Genomic DNA, 13686 nt, shown 5'->3' on the forward strand with positions numbered 1-13686 from the left:
AAATAACATTCAAGTAACACTTAAATACTTTATATAATTCAAATAAAAACAATACCTTTCATTAAATAAAGGCAAACAAAAAGTCCTCTGCTAATATAATAGTAATCGCTAAATATATCACCTTAAAATAACCTCAAACCTTTAGGTTAATAATGTATATCTATTAACCAACCAAACGGTTACTGTAATAAATCTCTCTTAACTCTTTGTGCTATTTTAGTCACTTAGATTGGGTCCTTAACTCATTTATAATATGGATTGTTAATAAAATGTTGCAACGCACATTAAGAGAAAAAGTATTACTCGCCATAACGAGCATCACTGGCTCGGCTGTTTTTCCACTCTTTATTGTGAGTATAAATGACGGCGATGTGGCACACATGATGGTAAATCTTTTAGGGGTTACACTAATGGCTGGTACATTTCTGGGTGTTTGGTACACAAGGAATGTTCAATTATATAGCAAAATAGTAACCATATTCATTTTCATTACTATAATGATATCAGTGTATATAAAAGGTATCAGTTTGATTTTCTGGTTATATCCCGCCATTATTGCTTCTTTTTATTTGATACCGCCCTTATCTGCTTTGCTGCTTAGCCTTACGCTGATATTAATATCTTGTTCATTAACCTATAACCAATTCGATAGTTTCACCTTCACTCGAGTTGTGATAACACTAATATTAACTATTATTTGTACTTTTGTATTTTCTACATATATAGAAAAAGAAAATAAGAAGTTCATAGAAAATGAAAAATTTAACCACTTACGTAATAAGATTTTAGAGCTTATTGCATGTTCCGCCAAGCTACCTGATGTATTGCATGCGATTGTCGATGCCCTCGAAAATGAAAATCCTGACGCTATATGCAGTATATTATTGCTTGATAAAACAGAAACAAGGCTTACGTTAGGGGCAGCACCAAGTTTGCCAGATTTTTACAATCAGGCCATTGACGGTCTATTGATAGGTCAAGGGGTAGGCTCGTGCGGTACCTCTGCCTATACCGGTAAAAAAGTTATCGTGCTAGATATCGCCACTCATCCTCATTGGACACAGTGGTCAGAGTTAACAAAAAAAGCAAATCTAACCACCTGTTGGTCAGAGCCTATTATTAACAACCGTGGCAAAGTGATCGGTACATTTGCCATATATTTTAAAAAACAGACCTCCCCAACAGAAAAAGATTTTAGATTAATCGAACAATTTGTCAGTTTATCTCGTATTGCGATCGAACGAGAAAAGGCAGATCAACTGATTTGGCATCAAGCCAATTTTGACCATTTAACGCAATTACCCAATCGCAGCCTAGTGAACGAATATTTAAGTAATATAATTAAAAGGGCCAAACGTGAAAATACCCAATTTACTATTGCGATCCTCGATATTGATAACTTTAAAGATGTAAACGACTCTTTAGGCCATAGTGCTGGCGATGCTTTATTGGTAGAAACCGCAAAACGCATTAAAGATACTCTCAGAGACAGCGATATTATAGCTAGGATAGGCGGTGATGAATTTATCTTTGTTTTAACCAATACTAATGGCGTGCAAAACATCGAAGTTGTTGGTAACAAAATATTAACCGCTTTGGCTAAGCCATACCTTTTTGAAGAAAAAAAAATCTATTGTACCGCCAGTATTGGTGTGGCCATTTACCCGAATGATGCCGACAATATTAACGAATTACTGAGAAATGCAGATCATGCTATGTATGGCGCCAAAGCAAAAGGCCGCAATGCCATACATTACTTTACTGAAAATATACGTACAGAATTCCTCAAACGTATACAGTTAATTCAAGACCTGCGCATCGCCGTAAAAAAACAGCAATTTTTTCTTGTTTACCAACCGATTGAAAACTTAAAAAACAATAAAATTTATAAAGCCGAAGCATTAATTCATTGGCAGCATCCAGAGAAAGGCCTTATTTCACCGTTAGATTTCATTCCTATTGCTGAAGAAACCGGCTTGATTATTGAAATAAGCGAGTGGGTATTTCAACAGGTTTTACAGGACCTTAAACTATGGCGAGGAGCGTATTGCGAAAATTTACAAATAAGTATTAATACCTCCCCTGTCCAGTATAAAAACCACGGCAAACAAATTTTAAACTGGGTTGAGCAATTAAAGCTACACAACATCCCGACCCACGCGTTGATCATTGAAATAACTGAAAACCTATTAATGGAAGATCAGGACGAGGTGGTCAATATTATTGCTGACATTAGACGACAAGGCGTGGTGGTTGCCATCGATGACTTTGGTACTGGTTACTGCTCATTTTCTTATCTTAAAAACTTCACGATTGATTACATAAAAATTGATCAAAGTTTCGTCAAAAACATGTCATCAGATAACAATGATATGGCAATATGCGAAGCCATCATTGTCATGGCGGATAAGCTTAATATCGAAGTGATTGCTGAAGGCATTGAAACCGCACAACAACGACAGCTTCTAGCTACAGCCGGCTGCACTTTTGGCCAAGGATATTTATTAGCAAAACCTTTGCTGAAAAAAGATTTTGAACAATTATTAATTAGCGCTAATAACGAAAAAAGTGAATTTTAGAAAAATGCAAACTAATGGCTTAAACTGGAAAAACAAAACCTTCTCACAGCTAAACACCAATGAACTTTATGATTTACTTAAATTACGCATTGATATTTTTGTTGTTGAGCAAACATGTTTTTATCCTGACTTGGATGATCACGACCGTCACCCGCTAACCCAACATTTATTTTGCTATCAAAACGGTGTTATGACGGCGTATTTACGCATTTTACCTAAAGGCTTAACTTATCCAGACTATATTAGTATTGGCCGTGTTGTAATTGCCCCTTGCGCACGTGGCAGCGGACTAGGACATGAGTTGATGCGAGTTGGTTTAGCGCAATGCCTCACTTGCTTCCCAAATGACACGGTAAAAATTTCTGCTCAAGAACATTTAGAAAAATACTACAATCAGCATGGTTTTGAACGCGTCAGTGAAATGTATTTAGAAGATGATATTCCCCATATCGGCATGTTAAAAACAGATTGAATTTGAGCAGACACCAACTAAAACTTAAGTGATTAAAAGTCAAAACGCCAACATTGATGTAACCAATGTTGGCGTGTTAATCACTATTCTACCTTTGTTAAAGTTTAACCTAGAACAAATAACCGAATATTTTCTATCGATAAAACTAATAACACGATAAAGGTTCCAAGCACACCTATTTGACGTGGTTTTGAACTGCCAATCGTTTTACTTAAACCTATCACATGTGACAAACGTGCTAACAATAATACCCCACCTAGGATATGAAGCATCAAAGCTGATGCGCCATTTATTTCGTAACAACCTAGTAATATTAATGCCAGTGGAACATATTCTGAAAAATTGCCATGAATTCTTACTCGCTTAGCTAAAAGGTCATTGCCACTGGTGCCAATGCCAATTTTCGCACTTAAGCGTACGCGAATAATATTTATAGATAGACCTATATATAAAAGTCCTAATAAACTGGCATAAAAGCCAGTTAATGAAAGCGTTACCATCGTTTTTCCTTAATACAGTTACTTATAAATAATTAAATTTCGTATTGTGCAGAATACTACCTATTAAGCAGTTAAATTAATAGCTGTATTTATAGCTTATAAATATACGACTAATGAACGCTGTGTATGTGGTAAGTTAACTGGTTTTTTATATTATTATAAAATCAAAATACTCTAGCCGTATAATTTCCTTTTGACAGTCAAAAAACGTTGACGTTTATGGCGGTTTTAATTTTTGCAAAGTTAAACATGCAAAACACAAATCAAGCATCTTGGACACGCTCATCACAGCTTTTTGGCGTTATCTAACAAAATAATATTTTACTTAGACTGTTGCACTAAACTTAGTAGAAGGCTTAAGTTCTTTCAAATTTACTATGGCTACCGAAATTCATATCGATTAGTTAAGGTAAATGATAAAAAGTGAAATACCTTTGATTCATAGCAGGTCTACTTGGTATAGCTAGATAACGCTTTACACATTCATCATTTAGAGACGAGATTCTTATGAAAAAAATATTAGGTTTAGTTTTAGCATCATCTGTACTTTTGTATGCATCGTTCGGCCATGCAGATGAAACAGCAAAAGCAGTCTTTGCTGGCGGTTGTTTTTGGTGCATGGAATCGGACTTCGAAAAGTTATCCGGCGTTACCACTGTTGTATCAGGATTTACTGGCGGAAAGATTAAAAACCCAACCTATAACGGTAATCATATCGGCCATTATGAAGCGGTCGAAATAACTTACGATCCATCAATAGTAAGCTATCAAGGCATACTCAATCATTACTGGGTAAACATTGACCCTTTTGATGCCAAAGGGCAATTTTGCGATAAAGGCCCTAGCTACCTCAGTGCCATTTTCGTTGATAACGCACAAGAACGTAAACTAGCTGAAAAATCTAAAGCCGCTGTAAAAGCAGAGTTTCCTAATCAAACTGTTGTTACGCCTATATTAAACACGAGTACGTTTTATCCTATAAAAGGTGAGGAAAGCTATCATCAAGATTATTACAAAAACAATCCCATTCGTTATAATACTTATCGTTGGCGCTGTGGCCGAGATAGCCGTTTAGAAGAAATCTGGGGAGATAGAGCAACTCATTAGAAGTAAAAAACACACTGTTCATAAATAACAAACCAAGAGAATGAATTTTTCAAAATCAAGTATGGCTGTCTGAATCAATTTTGAGGCTAGATAAAACTTAATTGATAAAAATTTCATCGCAAATTTGTGCCGTTATACCCACAAAAAAAGCTCGCCTAAGCGAGCTTCATCATTTTTAAGTTAACGATAAAATACTTAACTTATGATAATTTCTCATCTAACAATGAGCTAACTTTTTCAACTGCCTGTGTTCCATCAATAGTTAAATAAGCACATGCCTCAGCTTTAGCTTCTGCATGGTAGTAGGCAACTAATGGTTTAGTTTGTTCGTGATAAATGCCTAAACGTTTACGCACTGTTGCTTCTTCATCATCTGGACGAATTGACAAATCATCGCCAGTTACATCGTCTTTACCTTCAGCTTTCGGCGGATTGTAAACGAGGTGATAAACACGACCTGAGCCCGCATGAACACGACGTCCAGCCATACGTTCAACAATCACTTCATCAGGTACGTCAAATTCAATAACGTGATCAACAGCAACGCCATTTTCTTTCATTGCATCAGCTTGTGGGATTGTGCGTGGGAAACCGTCCAGTAAAAATCCGGCTTTACAGTCGTCTTGCGCTATTCGTTCTTTAACCAAACCAATAATTAATTCATCAGAAACGAGCTGCCCTGCGTCCATTACTGCTTTAGCTTTCTTACCGAGTTCAGTACCTGCTTTAATTGCAGCGCGAAGCATATCTCCAGTAGATATTTGTGGAATGCCAAATTTAGCCATTAAGAATTGTGCTTGAGTACCCTTACCGGCACCAGGTGCACCTAATAAAATAATGCGCATTTAGTATAACCCTATTTAATAAATGAATTGGTTTTCGAAATTGCAAACACTATACATATTCAAAGGATTTCAAACAAGTAGTAAGCGATGCAAAAAAACAAAAAAGGAGCTAAAAAGCTCCTTTTTTTGACTAAAGTCTAACGAGATTATGACTTAAGTACTATTCAACCTAAGTTGTGTTTATTTCGTCAGACTTAGCATTAGTTTGTTCAAACGCGCAACAAAAGTTGCAGGGTCTTTCAAGCTACCACGCTCTGCTAACATGGCTTGTTCAAATAACACTTCAGCCCATTGTTTGAACTGCGCATCGTCTTGCTCTTGTGCAACGTGCTTGATCAAGTCATGTTCAGCGTTGATTTCAAAAATTGGCAAAGAGTCTGGAACTTCTTGACCTACCGATTGCATCAATTTCATCATTTGGCTGCTCATGTCATGTTCGTCAGCGACAATACAGGCAGGTGAGTCTGTTAAACGTTGTGAAAGTTTAACGTCTTTAGCTTTGCCTTCAAGTGCTGCTTTTATGCGAGTAACCACTGAATCGAATTCTTGCTCAAGTTTCTCTTGTGCTTCTTTCGTTTCTGCGTCATCCATATCACCTAAGTCTAAACCGCCACGAGTAACTGATTGTAATTGCTTACCATCAAACTCTGTTAAATGGCTAACTAACCATTCATCAATACGGTCAGACATTAATAATACTTCAATGCCCTTTTTGCGGAATACTTCTAGATGCGGACTATTTTTAGCCGCTTCAAAACTATCAGCAACCACGAAGTAAATCTTCTCTTGGCCTTCTTTCATACGCTCAATGTATTGCGCAAATGAGACACTTTGCATACTGTTATCTTCATGAGTTGAAGCAAAACGCATAAGTTTAGCAATCGCATCTTTATTAGCAGAGTCTTCTGCTGGACCTTCTTTTAGTACTTGACCAAATTCGTTCCAGAATAGTTGATATTGCTCAGCATCTTTTTTGCCCAACTTTTCAAGCATTTTCAATACTCGTTTAGTACAGCCCTTACGAATTGCTTCAGTGATTTTGTTATCTTGTAATATTTCACGTGATACGTTTAACGGTAAATCATTTGAGTCTAATAAGCCTTTTACAAAACGTAAATAGCTCGGCATGAATTGCTCGGCGTCATCCATAATAAACACACGTTGAACAAATAATTTCAAACCATGCTGTTTTTCACGGTTATGCATATCAAACGGGGCTTTAGATGGAATGTAAAGTAATGAAGTATATTCAGTTTTACCTTCAACTTTATTGTGTTCCCACATAAGAGGATCAGCAAAGTCGTGTGATACATGCTTATAAAATTCTTTATATTCGTCATCAGAAACTTCTGATTTTTCACGAGTCCACAGTGCGGTTGCCTTGTTAACTGGCTCCCATAAAGCAGGAATAGCATCACGCGCTTCAATAGCAGGGGTTGTTACATTGCCTTCATCATCTTTGGCTTCTTCAACCGCTTCTACGCCAGGTACTTCTGGTGTTAACATTTCAACAGAAACAGAAATATGATCAGAGTACTTAGTAACAATAGACTTTAAACGCCAGTCATCAGCATACTCACTTTCTTCTGCTTTTAAGTGAAGAATAATGTCGGTACCACGGTTGGTTTTTTCAATTTTAGCCGTAGTGAATTCACCTTCACCCGCACTTGTCCACTCAACACCTTCAGACGCATCAACACCGGCAGCACGTGAACGCACAGTTACTGAGTCAGCAACGATAAATGCTGAGTAAAAACCAACACCGAATTGACCAATTAATTGTGAGTCAGACGCTTGGTCACCCGAAAGTTGTGAGAAAAATTCAGCGGTACCAGATTTAGCAATAGTACCTAAATGCTCAACGATTTGGTCATGAGTCATACCAATACCGTTATCAGAAATAGTCAGGGTATTGTTTTCTTTATCACAACTTACACGAACACGTAATTCACCGTCGCCTTCATATAAATCAGCATTAGATAATGCTTTGAAACGTAATTTATCAGCAGCATCGGCTGCGTTAGAAACTAACTCACGTAAGAATATCTCTTTATTTGAGTAAAGTGAGTGGATCATTAATTTAAGTAACTTCGCATTATCAGTTGCAAACTGATGATTTTCTTTTTGGCCTGTTTCTGACATTTAAAAATTTCCTACTCTAACTAACATTAAAACGATTGTTTATCGTGAAGATCAAACATCATTATTCAATACTCACTTGATAGTTAACATGTGGGGGTAGCTAAAATATTTTCAAGCAGAAAATTAAATAAATTTCACAAAAAGCGTCCATATCTCCTATCTTCTCTGAAGCGCTTAGTAATATTGATATGCACTTTACATACTCTACATAACAAATAATTATTTGCTTTCAGTAACTTCTATCCTTACATTGAAGCGTTCGCTTATAACTACTCCCCAAACGATACTGGCTCTTTTGTTTCATTAGCTCTTACAAAGGGATTAACATGCTTTTTGACCGAAATAACAATGCCGCTATTTTATTAGCGGGTATTCTAGCTTTAGTGGTTGGCGTAGGGGTCGCTCGATTTGCCTTTACGTCTTTATTACCCTCGATGCTAGAAAACCATCTAAGTATTGCTTTCGCTGGCGTACTCGCATCAATTAACTATGTGGGTTATTTATCGGGGTCAATTTTTTCCATATTCATTAAAGATATTCATGCCAAGGTTAGATTCTTTCGCCTCGGTTTAGCTTTGTGTGTTATTACATCGCTGCTACTGGCTTTTACCGAAAACAATACCATCTGGTTACTTTCTCGCTTATTTGCAGGCTTTGGTGCCGCCATGGCATTAGTGGTAGGCTCTGCTATTGTGATGTCAAAATTACAAAACACCAATAAAACCAAAGCAATGGGCATTCACTTTAGTGGTTTAGGTTTTTCTATTTTAGTGTCTGATTTAATCATGCGCGGTGTATTTACTTATAGCGAAAACTGGCAACATGCTTGGTTAGCTTTAGCTATTTCTGGCGCAATATTCGCCTGCTATTCCGGCTATATTTTAAGTTTTGAAAAACAATCAGCTGATCAAGTTATTAAACACAAATTTGATAAATCGCTATTTACTCCTTTAGTTATTGTTCTAGCGCTCGCCTACTTTACTGAGGGCGTTGGTATGGTGGTTCAAGCAACGTTTTTGCCTGATATTGTTAACTCATTACCAGGACTCGAAGGTTACGGCGGCTATGCGTGGTTAGCGGTTGGCCTAGCCGGTATTCCATCTTGTATTATCTGGATGCGTTTAGCACACAAGTACAACAGTATCGATATTATGATGGTGGCAATGGCGTTGCAGGTTATTGGCATTTTAATACCGACATTTTCCGCTAACATCATGCTTAATTTGATCAGTGGCATATTATTTGGCGCAACATTTATTGGGCTAGTCTCATTGTTTATGAATTATGGCGGCCAACTAGCAGGAAAAAATCCGGTATTTATCATGGGCCTGATCACGGCGGCATATGGTGTTGGACAAGTAGTTGCACCGCTGTATTGTGTGGCATTAATAGCAGAATTTAAAAACTATAACGCGGCGCTTTATTTAACCGCTTTTATTGTATGTTGTGGCATATTATTACTTAAATACGCACAGACTCATTTAATCGCTAAGCCGCCAATAGAAAATGATGCGTAAATTAACAAGGAATGTGCTAACTCAGTGATATATTCACTTATCTTGTGCATGTTATTAAGCATGCTGTTCTGAGTTCTAAAACTAAATAGTTAAAACCTAAAAGCTATAATTTTTACGACCGGATAAAGCATGAGCTAAAGTATTACCATCAACATATTCTAGTTCGCCACCTACAGGCACACCATGAGCGATGCGTGAAATTTCAACATCATGTGTTTGGGTTAGCTCAGCAATAAAGTGTGCGGTTGCTTCGCCTTCTACAGTGGGGTTGGTGGCTAATATAACTTCAGTAAACTGCCCTGTCGCCAATTGCTTTTCTAAAACGTCTAAACCTAAATCGTCCGGACCAATACCATCTAGTGGCGACAAATGCCCCATGAGTACAAAATAACGTCCTTGAAATTCGCCGGTTTGTTCAATGGCAATAACATCAGCAGGCGTTTCAACAATGCAAAGCTGTGTGGCTATTTTTCGTTTTGGACTCTGACAAATTTCGCATAAGGCTTCTTCGGTAAAATTACGACATTGCTCGCAATGACCTATATTCTCCATCGCAAGCGCTAAGGTTTGAGAGAGTTTACTACCCCCGCGACGATTACGTTCAAGTAAATGAAATGCCATACGTTGCGCTGATTTTGCACCTACACCGGGTAAACATTTTAATGAATCAATAAGTTCTTGAACTAACGGGCTAAATTTCATTACGACTCTTTCTTGGCTTAATTGATTTCATTCACCTAACGTGAACTAAATGAATAATATTTACAACGGAGTTTATCATTGAGTTTAAGGATTGATAATAACTAATTAAAAAGAATTTTTTCGCTTTAAGGAGGGTAATTTCACCCAAAACTTTGAAACTTCAGTATGATGGTGTTAATAAAAAGCTTCATCATACGAATTTTTACTACATCATCAATAAGGCCAATCATGCTAACCAATATTTTCATAACACTAGCATTATTAATCTTAAGCTTTTTTGGCTTACAACGACTATTTACCCTACCAAAAAATGTCTGGTTACTATTTTTAGTGCAACCGTTAGTGATGGCTGCATCGCCGGTGATTGTTTTTATTGGCGGTATACTTGCCACCAGCATGGGCGCTGATCCTGCACTAGTTACCTTACCCGTGACTGTGATGATACTCGGCGTTGCGAGTGGCGCTATTCCCGCGGCTTTATTAGCTAAAAAGAAAGGCCGACGCTTTGCCTCATTCACTGGTTTTAGTTTAGGCTTCTCAGGTACCATGTTGGCAACGTTTGCCGCTTTAAATGGTAGCTTCAAATTGCTGGTATTAGCCAGTTTGCTCTTCGGCATCAGCACGGCCTTTATTCAACAGTTACGTTTTGCCGCTATCGAAAGCGTAACTGACAGCAACGAGGTGCCAACGGTACTTTCAATTCTAATGCTCAGTGGTATTTTTTCCGCGTTTTTGGGTCCTGAAATCGCTGTAACCGCAAAAGACTGGTTAAGCTCACCTTATGGTTATGCAGGTTCTTTTTTATTCCTATCAGGGCTCTTTATTGTTGCCATGCTACTGATGTTGAACTTCAAAGATCCAGAAATAAAACATAGCGATAACCAAGGAGACATTCGCCCTTTAAGTGTCATCATTAAGCAACCCATTTTTATTATCGCAATATTATCCGCCGCTATTGGCTTTGCACTCATGAGTTACCTAATGACCGCCACCCCCTTGAGTATGCATCAACTGCATGGTCATAGTTTAAACGATACAAAATGGGTGATACAAAGCCACATTGCTGCCATGTTTATCCCGTCATTATTTACCGCTTTATTGGTTAAACGTATTGGCTTGAAGAACTTAATGTTAGCCGGCACATTCATTTATGCGATTGTTACGGTTATTGCCTTGTCAGGTGAACAAGTCATGCATTATTGGTGGGCGTTAGTTTTATTAGGCATTGGTTGGAATTTCCTTTTTCTCACCGGCACTTCATTATTACCCCAAAGCTATCACGCTAGCGAACGCCATAAGGTTCAGGCGATTAATGACTTTATTATTTTTGGCTTTCAAGCAACGGCGTCATTACTGGCAGGTTGGATATTATTTAAAGCCGGTTGGCATGTTGTAGTGCTCACCAGTTTTCCTTTTATTATGATTTTATTCGCTGTTAGCTGGTTTTACTTTAAAAAAGAGCGTGAAAAAATCAATCAAGCATCCGCCAATGCTGTTGCTAATGCCCAGAAAAAAATCATTCAACAAAGCGAAGTATAATCTTGAGCACTTTAACTATTTTACAACGTGGCGAGCCAGTATTATCTACTATCGCAAAACCGATTCTCGATATTCATGCCGCTGAAATAAAACAGCTTATTGTTGATTTAAAAACCACAGTAACCCTCGCAAAAGGTGTCGGTATTGCTGCGCCTCAAGTAGGTACAAGTTTGTGTCTATTCATTATGTGCTCTGCCCCCAGTGAGCGCTATCCTGATGCGCCGTTATTAGCGCCTTCTGTCATCATCAATCCAGAAATACTTAACACCAGTGATGAACAGGAATTAGGCTGGGAAGGCTGTTTAAGTGTTAAGGGCAAACGAGCACTTGTGCCTCGATATAGCAGCATTGATGTTAGCTATTTAGACGAAACTGGCATCATACATAATCAAACACTCACGGGATTTCTTGCTAGGATTTTTCAACACGAGTTAGATCATCTTGACGGTATCACTTTTATTGAGCGACTCGACAACGAAAACGATGCTATTGACGAAGCACAATGGCGACAACAAATACTGAATAACTAAATCGACCCCGTTCTACTTCATATCAAACTTTGACATTGATAAGTGGTGAATACGTATGCAGCTAATGTTGTATCTTAAAGACTATTGCTAAGATGGAAATCGATACCGTTAACCTATATTTTTGCTGAGTAAGCTTTTAAACCTAAAATGATAAAAGTTAACTCCGATTTATAACAATAAGAGTTCGTATATGACCACCAAACCACAACTTAATTTTTGGCAAATTTGGAATATGTGTTTCGGCTTTATGGGAATACAGTTTGGTTTTGCCCTGCAAAATTCGAATGTCAGTCGCATATTTCAAACCTTAGGCGCAGACTATTCTAATATGGCCATATTATGGATTGCGGCGCCAATTACCGGACTTATCGTTCAGCCTATTATTGGTTATTTCAGTGACAATACTTGGAATCGACTTGGCCGTCGTAAACCTTATTTCCTTTACGGTGCTATCGCCGCGAGTTTATCGCTATTTATTATGCCCAACTCCCCTACTTTATGGGTTGCCGCAGGTATGCTGTGGATAATGGACGCGTCAATTAATGTTTCAATGGAACCCTTTCGCGCTTTTGTTGGCGACATGTTACCGAGAAAACAACGCGCAATGGGTTATGCCATGCAGAGTTTTTTTATCGCTGTTGCCTCAGTTGTCGCCTCATCTTTACCCTGGATGATGGCCAATTGGTTCGACATCAGTAATATTGCAGCACCCGGCTTACTGCCCGATACGGTGAAGTTTTCATTTTATGCCGGTGGTGTAATATTCTTGCTTGCTGTGTTGTGGACTATATATTCAACAAAAGAATATTCTCCTGAGCAATTACAAGCTTTTCAAGAAGCTGAAGATATAAACTTAAGTGAAGAAATATTTACCCCTCGCAGTGCAAAAAAATATTTTACTGGTGGTGCTAGTTGGTTACTACTAGGCTTAGTAAGCTTCGCCATAGTCGCGCTTAATATTCAGCAACTAGATAAAAGTTTATTTATTCTTGCCGGTGGGTTTTGTTTCTTTGCTATTTGTCAGTTAGTGGCAGGCTTGATGGCAAAAAATAATAATCATAATGGCTTTGCGCAAGTAATGTCAGATTTATTTTCCATGCCACAAACCATGAAGCAACTCGCCTTTGTGCAGTTTTTTTCTTGGTTTCCATTTTTTGCCATGTGGACGTACACCACAGCAGCAGTTACTGAATTCCACTTTGGCAGTTCTGATGTGACATCGGCAGCGTTTAATGAAGGCGCAGACTGGGTGGGAGTGCTGTTTTCAGCTTATAACTTAACCTCAGTTTTTGCTGCGATATGCATTCCAATGGTCGTTAAATATTTTAATTTACGCATTGCGCATATGATCAACCTATTCTTAGGTGGTGCTGGTTTTATCTCGTTCCTCTTCATTAAAGATCCAACCTTACTTATTGTTTCTATGATAGGTATCGGCTTTGCTTGGGCGTCAATTTTATCGGTACCCTACGCTATATTAGCCAATGCTTTACCGGCTAAAAAAATGGGTTTATATATGGGGATATTTAACTTCTTCATCGTATTACCGCAAATATTAGCCGCCAGTATTTTAGGCTTTTTAATTACTAAGGTTTTCGACAATCAGCCGGTATATGCGCTCGCCGTTGGTGGAGCCAGCATGGTACTTGCGGGTATATTAACCTTACGAGTAAAAGAGCCTGAGTACTGATAGCTTACTTCGAAAGTTACCTGTTTATAACAATCAAAAGAACTGAGTTCAGAATTATCACCG

The 13686-nt window shown here is 38.0% G+C and carries 11 protein-coding genes; 7 read left to right on the forward strand and 4 right to left on the reverse strand.

What is annotated here, in order from left to right:
• Nucleotides 1-269 precede the first annotated feature (269 nt).
• Nucleotides 270-2579, forward strand: coding sequence for an EAL domain-containing protein (locus tag H4J38_RS13930; protein WP_182132551.1), 2310 nt, complete (start codon nucleotides 270-272; stop codon nucleotides 2577-2579).
• Nucleotides 2580-2583: 4 nt separating this feature from the next.
• Entirely contained in the window at nucleotides 2584-3051 is a 468-nt protein-coding gene (locus H4J38_RS13935) for a GNAT family N-acetyltransferase (protein WP_182132740.1), read from the forward strand.
• A gap of 104 nt (nucleotides 3052-3155) precedes the next feature.
• Here the strand turns inward: H4J38_RS13935 and H4J38_RS13940 are convergent, their stop codons facing one another.
• The gene (locus H4J38_RS13940) at nucleotides 3156-3551 is read right to left on the reverse strand and encodes an MAPEG family protein (RefSeq protein ID WP_182132553.1); all 396 of its coding nucleotides are present in this window, start codon (nucleotides 3549-3551) and stop codon (nucleotides 3156-3158) included.
• A 507-nt stretch (nucleotides 3552-4058) separates the two neighbouring features.
• Between H4J38_RS13940 and msrA the strand changes: the two genes are divergently transcribed.
• Entirely contained in the window at nucleotides 4059-4658 is a 600-nt protein-coding gene (gene msrA / locus H4J38_RS13945; RefSeq protein ID WP_182132555.1) for a peptide-methionine (S)-S-oxide reductase MsrA, read from the forward strand.
• Nucleotides 4659-4858: 200 nt separating this feature from the next.
• Here msrA and adk read toward each other — a convergent pair whose 3' ends face one another.
• Both adk and htpG read right to left on the reverse strand, forming a co-directional pair.
• On the reverse strand, nucleotides 4859-5503 hold the full coding sequence (gene adk / locus H4J38_RS13950) for an adenylate kinase (protein WP_182132557.1): 645 nt from the start codon (nucleotides 5501-5503) through the stop codon (nucleotides 4859-4861).
• Between the two features lie 180 nt (nucleotides 5504-5683).
• Nucleotides 5684-7645 (reverse strand): molecular chaperone HtpG, encoded by a 1962-nt coding sequence (gene htpG / locus H4J38_RS13955; RefSeq protein WP_182132559.1) that lies wholly within the window; start codon nucleotides 7643-7645, stop codon nucleotides 5684-5686.
• Nucleotides 7646-7971: 326 nt separating this feature from the next.
• Here htpG and H4J38_RS13960 point away from each other — a divergent pair, with 326 nt between their 5' ends.
• Complete coding sequence (locus H4J38_RS13960) at nucleotides 7972-9162, forward strand: YbfB/YjiJ family MFS transporter (protein WP_182132561.1); 1191 nt, start codon at nucleotides 7972-7974, stop codon at nucleotides 9160-9162.
• A gap of 96 nt (nucleotides 9163-9258) precedes the next feature.
• Here H4J38_RS13960 and recR read toward each other — a convergent pair whose 3' ends face one another.
• Nucleotides 9259-9864 carry a recombination mediator RecR gene (gene recR / locus H4J38_RS13965; protein ID WP_081180772.1) on the reverse strand — a complete coding sequence of 202 codons (606 nt, stop codon included), beginning with the start codon at nucleotides 9862-9864 and terminating at the stop codon, nucleotides 9259-9261.
• Nucleotides 9865-10092: 228 nt separating this feature from the next.
• Between recR and H4J38_RS13970 the strand changes: the two genes are divergently transcribed.
• The 3 genes from H4J38_RS13970 to H4J38_RS13980 all read left to right on the forward strand — a co-directional run bounded on the left by H4J38_RS13970 (nucleotide 10093) and on the right by H4J38_RS13980 (nucleotide 13623).
• Nucleotides 10093-11403: an MFS transporter gene (locus H4J38_RS13970; RefSeq protein WP_182132563.1), complete on the forward strand. Its 1311-nt coding sequence runs from the start codon at nucleotides 10093-10095 to the stop codon at nucleotides 11401-11403.
• 2 nt (nucleotides 11404-11405) lie between these two features.
• Nucleotides 11406-11933 carry a peptide deformylase gene (gene def, locus H4J38_RS13975; protein ID WP_220465566.1) on the forward strand — a complete coding sequence of 176 codons (528 nt, stop codon included), beginning with the start codon at nucleotides 11406-11408 and terminating at the stop codon, nucleotides 11931-11933.
• Between the two features lie 190 nt (nucleotides 11934-12123).
• Nucleotides 12124-13623 (forward strand): MFS transporter, encoded by a 1500-nt coding sequence (locus H4J38_RS13980; RefSeq protein ID WP_182132565.1) that lies wholly within the window; start codon nucleotides 12124-12126, stop codon nucleotides 13621-13623.
• The last annotated feature ends 63 nt before the right edge of the window (nucleotides 13624-13686 follow it).

Origin of the sequence: Colwellia sp. BRX10-3 (genome assembly GCF_014077505.1) — a bacterium.
GTDB lineage: Bacteria > Pseudomonadota > Gammaproteobacteria > Enterobacterales > Alteromonadaceae > Cognaticolwellia.

Excerpts from the sequence above, each read along its gene's own strand:
- H4J38_RS13930 (WP_182132551.1), top strand. The coding sequence starts at position 270 with ATGTTGCAACGCACATTAAGAGAAAAAGTATTACTCGCCATAACGAGC.
- H4J38_RS13935 (WP_182132740.1), top strand. The coding sequence starts at position 2,584 with ATGCAAACTAATGGCTTAAACTGGAAAAACAAAACCTTCTCACAGCTA.
- H4J38_RS13940 (WP_182132553.1), bottom strand. The coding sequence starts at position 3,551 with ATGGTAACGCTTTCATTAACTGGCTTTTATGCCAGTTTATTAGGACTT.
- msrA (WP_182132555.1), top strand. The coding sequence starts at position 4,059 with ATGAAAAAAATATTAGGTTTAGTTTTAGCATCATCTGTACTTTTGTAT.
- adk (WP_182132557.1), bottom strand. The coding sequence starts at position 5,503 with ATGCGCATTATTTTATTAGGTGCACCTGGTGCCGGTAAGGGTACTCAA.
- htpG (WP_182132559.1), bottom strand. The coding sequence starts at position 7,645 with ATGTCAGAAACAGGCCAAAAAGAAAATCATCAGTTTGCAACTGATAAT.
- H4J38_RS13960 (WP_182132561.1), top strand. The coding sequence starts at position 7,972 with ATGCTTTTTGACCGAAATAACAATGCCGCTATTTTATTAGCGGGTATT.
- recR (WP_081180772.1), bottom strand. The coding sequence starts at position 9,864 with ATGAAATTTAGCCCGTTAGTTCAAGAACTTATTGATTCATTAAAATGT.
- H4J38_RS13970 (WP_182132563.1), top strand. The coding sequence starts at position 10,093 with ATGCTAACCAATATTTTCATAACACTAGCATTATTAATCTTAAGCTTT.
- H4J38_RS13980 (WP_182132565.1), top strand. The coding sequence starts at position 12,124 with ATGACCACCAAACCACAACTTAATTTTTGGCAAATTTGGAATATGTGT.